At 67.5% G+C, this 11,032-nt stretch carries 11 protein-coding genes; 1 reads left to right on the forward strand and 10 read right to left on the reverse strand.

What is annotated here, in order from left to right; all coding sequences use genetic code 11:
- Positions 1–41: 41 nt before the first annotated feature.
- The 10 genes from surE to ACYQR9_RS17635 all read right to left on the reverse strand — a co-directional run bounded on the left by surE (position 42) and on the right by ACYQR9_RS17635 (position 10,601).
- Positions 42–806 carry a 5'/3'-nucleotidase SurE gene (surE, locus tag ACYQR9_RS17590; protein WP_056424219.1) on the reverse strand — a complete coding sequence of 255 codons (765 nt, stop codon included), beginning with the start codon at positions 804–806 and terminating at the stop codon, positions 42–44.
- Positions 806–2,092: a serine--tRNA ligase gene (gene serS, locus ACYQR9_RS17595; RefSeq protein WP_461227550.1), complete on the reverse strand. Its 1,287-nt coding sequence runs from the start codon at positions 2,090–2,092 to the stop codon at positions 806–808. The genes surE and serS overlap by 1 nt, the downstream gene beginning before the upstream one ends.
- Positions 2,093–2,251: 159 nt before the next feature.
- Positions 2,252–3,052: a twin-arginine translocase subunit TatC gene (gene tatC / locus ACYQR9_RS17600; protein WP_056424215.1), complete on the reverse strand. Its 801-nt coding sequence runs from the start codon at positions 3,050–3,052 to the stop codon at positions 2,252–2,254.
- Positions 3,049–3,543 (reverse strand): Sec-independent protein translocase protein TatB, encoded by a 495-nt coding sequence (tatB, locus tag ACYQR9_RS17605; protein WP_461227551.1) that lies wholly within the window; start codon positions 3,541–3,543, stop codon positions 3,049–3,051. Before tatB ends, tatC begins: the two co-directional genes overlap by 4 nt.
- A 96-nt stretch (positions 3,544–3,639) precedes the next feature.
- Complete coding sequence (locus ACYQR9_RS17610) at positions 3,640–3,903, reverse strand: twin-arginine translocase TatA/TatE family subunit (RefSeq protein WP_056424210.1); 264 nt, start codon at positions 3,901–3,903, stop codon at positions 3,640–3,642.
- A gap of 190 nt (positions 3,904–4,093) precedes the next feature.
- Positions 4,094–5,098: a beta-N-acetylhexosaminidase gene (nagZ, locus tag ACYQR9_RS17615; protein WP_056424209.1), complete on the reverse strand. Its 1,005-nt coding sequence runs from the start codon at positions 5,096–5,098 to the stop codon at positions 4,094–4,096.
- A gap of 191 nt (positions 5,099–5,289) precedes the next feature.
- Positions 5,290–6,696, reverse strand: coding sequence for an SPOR domain-containing protein (locus tag ACYQR9_RS17620; RefSeq protein WP_461227552.1), 1,407 nt, complete (start codon positions 6,694–6,696; stop codon positions 5,290–5,292).
- A 30-nt stretch (positions 6,697–6,726) separates the two neighbouring features.
- A complete protein-coding gene (argS, locus tag ACYQR9_RS17625) occupies positions 6,727–8,472 on the reverse strand; it encodes an arginine--tRNA ligase (protein WP_461227553.1) in 1,746 nt (581 codons plus the stop codon).
- Positions 8,473–8,721: 249 nt separating this feature from the next.
- Complete coding sequence (locus tag ACYQR9_RS17630; protein WP_461227554.1) at positions 8,722–9,309, reverse strand: GDSL-type esterase/lipase family protein; 588 nt, start codon at positions 9,307–9,309, stop codon at positions 8,722–8,724.
- Between the two features lie 23 nt (positions 9,310–9,332).
- Positions 9,333–10,601: a deoxyguanosinetriphosphate triphosphohydrolase gene (locus tag ACYQR9_RS17635; protein WP_461227555.1), complete on the reverse strand. Its 1,269-nt coding sequence runs from the start codon at positions 10,599–10,601 to the stop codon at positions 9,333–9,335.
- Between the two features lie 99 nt (positions 10,602–10,700).
- Between ACYQR9_RS17635 and ACYQR9_RS17640 the strand changes: the two genes are divergently transcribed.
- Positions 10,701–11,027: a HesB/IscA family protein gene (locus ACYQR9_RS17640; RefSeq protein ID WP_056424199.1), complete on the forward strand. Its 327-nt coding sequence runs from the start codon at positions 10,701–10,703 to the stop codon at positions 11,025–11,027.
- Positions 11,028–11,032: the final 5 nt, after the last annotated feature.

The following is an 11,032-nucleotide window of genomic DNA, read 5'->3' on the forward strand; positions in this document are numbered from 1 at the left end:
GGAGCGCGATAGCGCTTGCGCCGTGCGAAGACCGGGATTCCTCACTCGGCAAAGGCTTGTGCGAAGCGGGTCAGGCTCGGTTCGTCGGTGAGATCCAGGCGCAGCGGGGTCACGGAGATGCGGTTCTCCGCAATGGCCTTGAGGTCGGTGCCATGGCCCGGCTCGAACTGCGCCTTGGCGAATGCGAGCCAGAAATACGGGTTGCCGCGACCGTCCTGCCGGGCATCGATGGCGAGCAGCGCCTGATTGCGCATACCCTGCGCTGCGACGGAGGTGCCGACCACCTCCTCGGGTTCGCAATCGGGGAAGTTGACGTTGACGACGATGCCGGGCTCGATCCCGATTTCGAGGATCTTCTTGACCACGCCCGGCCCGTGATGGGCAGCGCAACCCCATTTGATCGCCCCACGCCCACCGGCGCCGTAGGCCTGGCTCAGGGCGATGGAGCGCACGTTGAGGATCGTGCCTTCCATGGCCGCCGCGATGGTGCCCGAATAGGTCACGTCCTCGGCGACGTTCTGGCCGCGATTGACCCCGGACAGGACGAGATCCGGCCCGTGGTCCTTGAGGATGTGGCGCACGCCCATGATGACGCAATCCGAGGGCGTGCCCTTTACGGCGAAGCGCTTCTCGGAGACCTGGCGCAGGCGCAGGGGATCGTTGAGCGACAGCGAGTGCGAGACGCCGGACTGGTCGCTCTCGGGCGCCACGACCCAGACGTCGTCGGACAGGGTCCGGGCGATGCCCTCCAGGGTTTCGAGGCCCGGCGCGTGGATGCCGTCGTCGTTGGTGACCAGGATGCGCATCAGCTCTTCAGCCCTTCGATCTTCTCGATGCCGCCCATGTAGGGCTTGAGAACCGACGGGATGGTGACGCTGCCGTCCGGGTTCTGATAATTTTCCATCACGGCGATGAGGGCGCGGCCCACGGCGACGCCGGACCCGTTGAGGGTATGCACGAATTGTGCGCCCTTGCCTTCCTTCGGCCGATAGCGCGCGTTCATCCGCCGTGCCTGGAAGTCGCCGCAGACCGAGCAGGACGAGATCTCGCGATAGGTCTCCTGCCCCGGCATCCAGACCTCGATGTCGTAGGTCTTCTGGGAGGCGAAGCCCATATCGCCCGTGCAGAGCGTCATGACCCGGTAGGTCAGGTCGAGCTTCTTCAGCACGGCCTCCGCCGAGCCGAGCATGCGCTCGTGCTCCGCCGCCGATTGATCGGGCGTGGTGATCGAGACGAGCTCGACCTTGTTGAACTGGTGCTGGCGCAGCATGCCGCGCGTGTCGCGCCCGGCCGAACCTGCCTCGGCGCGGAAGCAGGGGGTGAGCGCGGTGAAGCGAAGCGGCAGCTCGTCCTCGGAGAGGATGCTCTCGCGCACGAGGTTGGTGAGGGGCACTTCGGCCGTGGGGATGAGCCAGTGTTCCTCACCGGCCCGGAACTGGTCGTCGCGGAACTTCGGCAACTGCGCCGTGCCGAACATCGCCTCGTCGCGCACGAGTATCGGTGGGGCCACCTCGGTGTAGCCGTGCTCGCCGGTGTGGAGATCGAGCATGAACTGGCCGAGCGCGCGTTCGAGCCGGGCCAGCTGCCCCTTCAGCACCACGAAACGGGCGCCGGACATGCGCGAAGCCGCCTCGAAATCCATCAGTCCGAAGGCTTCGCCGAGTTCGAAATGCTGGCGGCCGGTGGCGAGCTTGGTACCGCTTCCGGAGAAGGCGCGGTGCTCGACATTGCCGTGCTCGTCGGCGCCCTCGGGCACATCCGGGTTCGGACGGTTCGGGATCGCCGCGAGTCGGTCGTCGAGAATCCTGCCGGCTTCCGCCTGCGCGGCCTCGAGGGTGGGCCCCTCCTCCTTCAGCCGTGCCACCTCCGCCATGAGTTCGGCGGCGCGCGCCTCGTCCTTCGCCTTCTTCGCGCCGCCGATCTCCTTGGCCAGAGCATTGCGCCGCTCCTGGTTGGCCTGGGCCGCCGAGGTCGCGGCTTTGCGGGCGTCATCGAGGCCGATCAGCTCGGCCGAGAGCGCGTCGAGGCCGCGACGGCGCAGGGCTTCGTCGAACGCTTGCGGATTCTCGCGGATGGCGCGGATGTCGTGCATGGGCGGCTCGGTTCGCTATGAGTCGCCGACGCTTTGCAGCATCGGGGCGACCCCGACAAGGCCGGGCATGAGTCGACGGAGCATCCCCGATACCACTTCATCCTGAGGCCGCTTACGCGCCGCCTCAGGATGAGGTGGTGGATGGGGCTTTTGTGGCGCCTAAGGCTCGAGACCTTCAGCGACCCGCTTCGCCTTGCGGCGGCGCTCGACGCGGGCGACCGAGAAGATCGAGGCCTCGTAGAGGAGGAGCATCGGCAAGGCGAGGGAGAGCTGCGAGATCACGTCGGGCGGCGTCAGGATCGCCGCCGCCACGAAGACGAGGACGATGGCGTAGCGCCGCTTCTCGCGCAGGAAGACCGTGTCGATGACGCCGATCTGGCCGAGCAGGGTGAGGATTACGGGTAGCTGGAACGCCAATCCGAAGGCGAAGATCAGCGTCATGATGAGCGAGAGATACTCGTCCACCTTCGGCAGAAGCGAAATCGTCGCTTCACCCGGCTGGCCGACCTGCTGCAGGCTCACCGAGAACTGGATGAGAAGCGGCATCGCCAGGAAGAACACCACCAGCGCGCCAAGAACGAAGAAGATCGGCGTCGCAACGAGATAGGGCAGGAAGGCCTGGCGCTCGTTGCGATAGAGGCCCGGCGCGACGAAGGCGTAGATCTGCGTCGCGATGACCGGGAAGGCGAGGAAGGCCGCGCCAAACACGCTGAGCTTGATGTTGGTGAAAACCTGCTCGAGGAAGTGCGTCGCGATGAGCTGCGCCTTCTCCGCCCCCACTACGGAGACGTAGGGGTAGAGCAGGATGTTGTAGATGTGCCGCGAGACGAAGAAACACGCGAAGAACATCACGATGAACGCGGCCAGCGACTTGATCAGCCGCGAGCGCAATTCGATCAGATGATCGAGGAGCGGCGCGCGCGAAGCCTCGACCTCGGATTCGTCGACCGAATCGATCATGTGCTTGCGCCGGTCTCGGTAGGTTTGGTGGAGGATGTCTCGGGCGCGGTCGTACGCGGCGGAAGGTCCGGCAAGGCGTGCACGGGCGGTGGCGGCTCCGGCGAGGCTATCTCGGGTGACGGCGCTTCGGGTTCGGGAGGCGGATCGTTCTCGGCGAGCTTGGCGGCCACGTTGGCGAGGGGCTGGGTGCTCGACTGGGACCGGCCGTCAACCGCACCGCGAATCTCGTCGCGTATCGTCTGGACCGGGTTGAAGCTCGGCCCCATCGTGCTCGCGGAGCGCTTGATGCCGTCGACCTCGCGGCGGACCTCGTCGAATTCCGCCTCGCGGATCGCCTCGTTGAACTGGGCATGGAATTCGCCGGCCATGCGGCGCATCTTGCCCGTGACCTGACCGACCGTGCGCAGGGCCTTGGGCAGATCCTTGGGTCCGATGACGATGAGGGCGACACCGCCGATCAGCATCACCTCACCCCAACTCATGTCGAACATGGCGTCGCTCGTCCCGCGGCCGATGGCCTTTGCCTCGTCACGGCCGGCGGCCTAGCATAGTTTGCGCAAGGCCGATGCCTGTCCGTAGGGTTTGCTTCAGACGACCTTGCGGTCGGCCGTGACATGGCTCGCCGTGGCCGGCTCGCCCTGGGGAGGCAGCGTACGCACGGGCTCGCCCGCGCTCGGCGGCGGAACGGCCGGGGCCTGTCCGGTCGGGGTCTCGTCCTCGGCCATGCCCTTCTTGAAGGCCTTGATGCCCTTGGCGACGTCGCCCATCAGGTCCGAGATCTTGCCGCGCCCGAACAGCAGCATCACGATGCCCGCGACGATGATCCAGTGCCAGATACTCATGCTGCCCATGGCAAACTCCTGCGCCCATGCTGTCGCCAGCCCAGCGACGCCCTCTCACGACGGATTGTCGGGAACCTAAGGATGGCGGGGAGCGAACACAAGAACCGCACGGTCTCGCGCTGAGGCATTTGAGGCATCTGAGACAATTGTGCAGCGCGTCATAGCGGCACTCGCCCGAAACGCTGGGGCAGTCCGGGCCTCACGCGTGGGCGGAAAGACCAGCCTCGAAACGCGAACGGGCCTCGGCGACATCGAACTCCACGCGCGGCGCGAGCCGGGCCAGGGCGGCCTCGGCCCGGCGCAAAGCCTCGCCGGACAGGATCGGCGTACCTTCCAGGACGGCCTGCATCTCGTGCCGCTCGCCGTTGCAATGGAGGGCGACATCGATACCGGCGGCGAAGGCCTTCTCGGCCTTCTCGCGAAAGCTGCCGTCGAGGGCCTTCATCGAAAGGTCGTCCGTCATGAGCAGGCCGTCGAAGCCGATGAGGCCACGGATCACCTGGCCGATGACGACGCTGGACTGGGTCGCGGGGTGATGCGGATCGAGGGCTGCGTAGACCACATGGGCGCTCATCGCCATCGGCAGGTCGGCCAGGGCGCGGAAGGGCACGAAATCGTGCGAGGCCAGGCTGACGCCCTCGGCCTCGACCACGGGCAGGTCCTTGTGGCTATCGCAGGCGGCGCGACCGTGACCGGGAATGTGCTTGATCACCGGAAGGACGCCGCCTTCCATCAACCCTTCGGCCACTGCCCGTCCGAGCGCGATGACAATGTGCGGATCGGTGCCGTAGGCGCGATCGCCGATGATGTCGTGGGCTCCCGCCACCGGCACGTCGAGGACGGGCGCGCAATCGACGTTGATTCCCACCGCGGCGAGATCATGCGCCATGAGCCGAGCGCCAAGGCGCGCCATGGCGGTGCCCGATCCATTGAGGCGGCCGAAACGGGCGCCGGCCGGATAAGACGGCCAGTGCGGCGGTCCCATGCGCTGCACCCGTCCGCCTTCCTGGTCGATCAGAATCGGCGTGTCGGCCCGGCCCGTCGTAGCGCGCAGCGCATCGGTCAGCGCCCTCACCTCGTCCGGCGAGCCGATATTACGCTTGAACAGGATGAAGCCCCAGGGCTGCGCGTCGCGAAAGAACGCGGCCTCCTCGTCCGAGAGAGTCCGGCCGGCACAGCCGAGGATCAGGGCGCGAGTTGTCATGGGATGTGCTGCTCGGCTTGATGATGGACGGACTGTCCGAGGGGCATCCGTCCCTGCACTTCACGATGGCGGCTCCGCCCGCGCTGGCGGTACTCGAACGAGGCGTCACGGACCCGCGACAAGCCGGCACTGTCTCTCGCCGTCTTCGCGGCACTCGCCTGAGCGCCGCCGTGACCCTCAGTTCCCGAGGCTCAGTTCTTGGCGACGAAACACTGGCCGCCGGCGCCCTGCAACTCGGTGCAGAGGGTGGTCGCCTCGGCCTTGGCCAGGGGCCCGACGCGGACGCGGTAGATCGTCTTGCCGCTGACCTCGGCCTGACGGATCAGGGCGGGCTTGCCGGAGAGCTGGCTGAACTTGCTCTGCATCTGCTTGAACGCGGCCTGCGCTTCGGCTTCGCTGGTGCGTACGCCGAGCTGGACCGAGTAACCGCTCACGGGTGCGGTGGAGGCCGAGGCGGCAGGCGCAGGCGTCGGCAGGGCGGAGGTCGCGTCGGGGGCGACGGCGGCTACCCGCTGCGGGGCCTTCGCGCGAGAGGCGGGAGCGGTCGGCTCGGGGGCCGAAGCTTCCTCGGTGGGAGCGGGCGCCGCCGGCAGCTTGCCGACGCGTGAATGCATCGAGGCATTGGTCGAGCCACCGCCGTCACCCGGAAGGGTCATGGTGGGGATCACCGATTGGGCGACGGGCGCTTCGCGCTGAGGCGGCGGCGGAGGCGTATCCGGCTTCACCGACACGGTCCGCACCCGGCGAGGCTCGCCGAGGGTTTCGGTGAGGGGACCGGTATTGCCGCCCTGCTGTCCGGTGGACGGCGTGGCTCCGCCCTCCCCGGCGCGCTGGGCCGAGCGGGCGGCCTGCGCCACGTCGACCGGCTGCTCCTCGCGGTTGACGATGTGGATCTGGTCGTCCTTGGCGTTGCGGTCGTAGATCCGCTTGTTCTGGTCGGGGATCTCGACGCCGTCCGCTTTCTGCGGTGCGATCTTCAGCGGAGCCTTGTCGGCGAGGATCGTCGGCACGGTGCCGTCGCTGTGGCTCGAATTCATGCTGCGCCAGGTGAGCGCACCGGTGACGCAGACCACCAGCACGCCGAGGCCGGCGCCCACGGAAACGAGGCGGCTGCGCTGGCGGGGCCGCTCGGCCGCGCGATTGAGGCGGTCGTCCTGCTCTGGCGCGTAAGCCTCGGACCCGTGCGGATCCTGAGGACCGGCGGCATAGGCACTGTGGTCGACGGAGGCGAGATACTGATCGAACGCGTCGGCCGGATGTGCCGAGTGTGCGGCCTGCGGCTCGGGCTCGACCTGATGCTGGGCATGCTGTGCGTAGCCCGAAGGCGCGGCGGCGTAGCCTGCGGGAGCCGCCGGCGCCTCGTCGTGGAAGCTCGGTTCCCTGCGTCCTCCCTGGGCTCGCGGCTCGGCGGTGGCACGGGAATCACGCGCTTCCAGCAACGCGCGGAAAGGATCGTCCTGGCCGACGATGCGGGCGAGTTCGGCCAACGGATCGGGCTTGGCCGCAGGCTGGGCCTGCGACTGGGGCGGCGTCGTGGGCTGCAAGTCACGCGCGAAGGCGTCGAAATCGACAGGCGCTCGCGAAGCGTTCGTCGTCATGGCAGCATTCCTCTTCACGCCGAGATCACCTCACCGCATTTCATCCGGCGCGGTGACACCCAAGACCGTGAGGCCGGAGGCGACGACGCCCCTCAAAGCCTCCACGAGGGCCAGTCTTGCCCGTGTCGAGTTTCGGTCGTTTGGATTAATAAACCGTAATTGCGGCAGGTCTTTGCCTTTGTTCCAGAAACCATGCAGGGAACTTGCGAGCTCGTAGAGGTAGAATGCCACACGATGTGGCTCGTGCGCTGTAGCCGCCGCTTCGATCACCCGGGGGTACTGGGCGATCAACCGCATGATCTCGATTTCCGCGGAATCGGCAAGGAGCGTCAGGTCCGCGTCGGCTAGGCCGGCGACGGAAAAATCCTCGTCCGGCATGGCCTCGCCTGCCTGCCGGAACACCGAGGCGCAGCGGGCATGGGCGTACTGGACGTAGAAGACCGGGTTGTCCTTGGATTGCTCCACCACCTTGGCGAGGTCGAAATCCAGGGTCGCGTCGTTCTTGCGGTAGAGCATCATGAAACGGATCGCGTCGCGGCCGACTTCGTCGACCACCTCGGCGAGGGTGATGAACTCGCCCGCGCGCTTCGACATCTTCACCGGCTCGCCGGCCCGCAGGAGACGCACGAGCTGGCACAGCTTGACGTCGAGAGTGGCGTGGCCGTCGCTCACCGCCTTCACCGCCGCCTGCATGCGCTTGACGTAGCCGCCGTGATCGGCCCCGAGGACGTCGATCAGGTCCGTGGCCCCGCGCCGGATCTTGTCGCGGTGATAGGCGATGTCCGAGGCGAAATAAGTGAACGAGCCGTCCGATTTCAGCAGCGGCCGGTCGACGTCGTCGCCGAACTCCACCGTGCGGAACAGGGTCTGCTCCCGGTCCTCCCAATCCTCGGGAAGCTGGCCCTTCGGCGGCGGAAGCCGGCCCTCGTAGACGAGACCTTTTGCGCGGAGTTCCGCCAGGAGGACGGGCACCGCCTCCTTCAGCGTGGCCTCGGAGAAGAACACGTCATGGTGGATGCCGAGCCGGGCGAGATCGCCCCGGATCAGGTCCATCATCGCGGCGATGGCATCCGCCCGCACCTGCGGCAGCCAGTCGGATTCCGGCGCGTCGAGGAGCGCGCGTCCGTGCTTCTCGGCGAGCGCCTTGCCCACCGGCACGAGATAGTCGCCGGGATAGAGGCCTTCGGGCACGGGGCCGACCTCTTCGCCCAGGGCCTCGCGGTAGCGCAGGAACGCGGACCGGGCGAGCACGTCGACCTGCGCGCCGGCATCGTTGATGTAGTACTCGCGCGTCACGTCGCGGCCGGCCGCCACGAGCAGGTTCGCCAGCGCGTCGCCGAACACCGCCCCGCGACCATGGCCCACATGCATCGGTCCGGTGGGGTTGGCCGAGACGTATTCGATGTTGACCTTGCCGCCGCCCATCCGAGCGCGGCCATACTCGGTGCCCTCGCCGAGCGCGGCACGCACGACCTCGTGATAGGTCTCGGGCGTCAGGCGCAGGTTGATGAAGCCCGGTCCGGCCACGCTCGCCTCGACCACGCGGGGATCCTGCCGGAGCTCCGTGGCCAGCGCTTCGCCGAGCGCCTTCGGATTGGTCCGGGCCTCCTTGGCGAGAACCAGGGCGGCATTGGTGGCGAGGTCGCCGTGACTGGCGTCGCGCGGCGGCTCGACCACCACGCGGGAGAGATCGAGCCCCTCGGGCAGCGTCCCGGACCGGGTCAGGCTCTCGAGCGCTTCGCGCACGCGCGCCTCGAAGGTGGCGAAGATGTTCATGGGATATCTATTCCGCTCGCGCCATGCCGCATCGTCACGACGGCTTGCGCCTCAATGCGGCGGCATACCAACGCGGGGGGCAGGTGTCACGGGAGGCAGGTGTCACGGGAGGCAGGTGTCACGGGAGGCCGCCCATCGCACTTCCTGGCTCCTCATCGACCCGGCGCTTCACGAGGCGTCGCCAAACTCCGGTCTTGGCCGGATCTCGCTCAGCTCAACACGGCACATCGGAGGTTTCGTGAAGGACACTCAGAACCAGGCGCGCCAAGCTTCCCAGCCGGCGACGACGCTGGCCAGAGCCGCGTAGCCTTTGGCATTGGGGTGCGTTCCGTCCCCCGCTGCAGCCTCGCTGGTCCATGCGTCGGATTCTGTCGCCATGCCGAAGACCGGCAGGAACGGGACATCGAGTCGGGCGCAAAGAGGAGTGATGTCCCGCGACAGAGCCAGAATTCGCGCATCCGTCGCTGGATCGTCGCAGACGGGAAGCGGACCGATCATCAGGGTTCTTCGCCAACCGGCGGCGTCTCCGAGAATCTTCTCCGCCGTGTCGAGGGAGCGGTCATGAGGGACGCGGATTCGGCCATCGACGAGCGTGCAGTCGTTTGCGCCGAACGAAAAGACAAGCCGGCCGTCCAGCCCCTCGGGCAGCCGGGCTTCGGCCTCGCTTCTCCAGTGGCGGTGGATGTCGAGGCTGGTGTCGCGGCGAATTCCCAGATTGTAATGCGTGACGTCCCAGCCGGCGCGGCGGGCCTCGGCACAGAGACGGCCCGTCCATCCGAGACAGGTGTCGTCACCGACCCCGTTCACGAAACTGTCGCCGATGAAGCAGATGCGCATGAATCGTCCCGAAATCTCGGCCGCTATCCTTCCGCCAGCGGCAGGCCCCGGCTCTCCGGGCTCCAGTGCAGGTCCGGCGTCGTCGCGAACAGGCGCTTGTGGGCGAGCACGGCGTAAGTGTCGGTCATGCCGGCAATGTAGTCGGCGACCCGGCGGGCGATGCGCCCCTCCCCTGCGCCATCGAGCCCGACCCGCCATTCCTCGGGCATGGCCGCCGGGTTCGCCGTGAAGGCGCCGAACAGATCCGCGACGATGATGTCGGCCTGCGCCCGCACCGCCAGCACGCTCGGGTGGCGGTACATCCGCGCGTAGAGGAAGCGCTTGATCGTCGTGTCCGCCTCCGCCAGTGCCGGTGAGAAGGCGACGACCGGTGCCGATGCTCCACGGATGTCCTCTACCGACATCGGCGCCAGGACTTCGATCCGGCGCGTACTCTCCGCGATCACGTCCTCGACGAAGCGGGTAATGACGCGACGCGCCAGTTCGTGGATCTTTCGCGAGGGTTCCAGCCCCGGATGCAGGGCGTCGATCTCCTCCATCAGCCTGGCGAGGAACGGCACCTCTTCCAGGTCGGAGAGCTCGAACAGACCGGCGCGCAGGCCGTCATCGAGGTCGTGGCTGTCATAAGCGATGTCGTCGGCCAGCGCCGCCGCCTGCGCTTCCGGCCCGGCGAAGCGGCCGAGTTCGAGATCGTGAACGGCGTCGTATTCGAGGATCGCGGCGGGAATGCCCCGTCCTGCCCAGCGCGGGGTCGGGACGCCCTCCTTCGTGAGGAGGGGGCCGTTATGCTTGACGAGGCCCTCCAGGGTCTCCCAGGCGAGATTGAGCCCGTCGAATCCGGCATAGCGCCGCTCGAGCCGGGTCACGATGCGCAGCGCCTGGGCGTTGTGGTCGAACCCGCCATGGCCTTTCGTCAGTGCATCGAGGGCGTCCTCGCCGGTATGCCCGAAACAGGTGTGGCCGAGGTCGTGGGACAGCGCCAGCGCCTCCGCGAGATCCTCGTCGAAGCCGAGGGCACGGGCGAGTGCCCGTGCGATCTGGCTGACTTCGAGCGTATGGGTCAGGCGGGTCCGGTAATGGTCGCCCTCGTGATGGACGAAGACCTGGGTCTTGTGCTTCAGGCGCCGGAAGGCGGCCGAATGGATGATCCGGTCGCGGTCGCGCTGGAAGTCGCTGCGGGTGGGCGAGACCGCCTCCGGGATCAGCCGCCCACGCGTGGCTGCCGGATCGGTGGCGTAGCGCGCCCGCCAGCGTTCGCCCCTGTGCCGCACGTCACCTCCCGAACCCGTCATTTCGCGCCAGGCTCCTACCGCGTTGCAGCGCGTCTCTACGGCGCATATCTTGTGTGGGCTAGCGCTTCTGGCAATCGACGAGAACCCAAGAGCATCACGATGGCCGACATCACCCTGACCCCCCGCGCGGCCAAGCGCATCAACGAGATCATGGGGACCGAGCCTCCCGGTGCGTCCCTGCGGATCAGCGTCAATGGTGGCGGCTGCTCGGGCTTCTCCTATGCCTTCGACATCGAGCGCTCCCGCGCCGATGACGACATGGTGATCGAACGGGATGGCGCGACCGTCCTCGTCGACCCCGTGTCCCTCGAATACATGAGCGGTTCGACCATCGATTTCGCCAACGACCTGATCGGCCAGTCCTTCAAGATCGAGAACCCTCAGGTCACGGCCTCCTGCGGCTGCGGTACGTCGTTCTCGCTCTGAGCCAT

It is taken from the genome of Methylobacterium sp. CM6241, assembly GCF_054817845.1.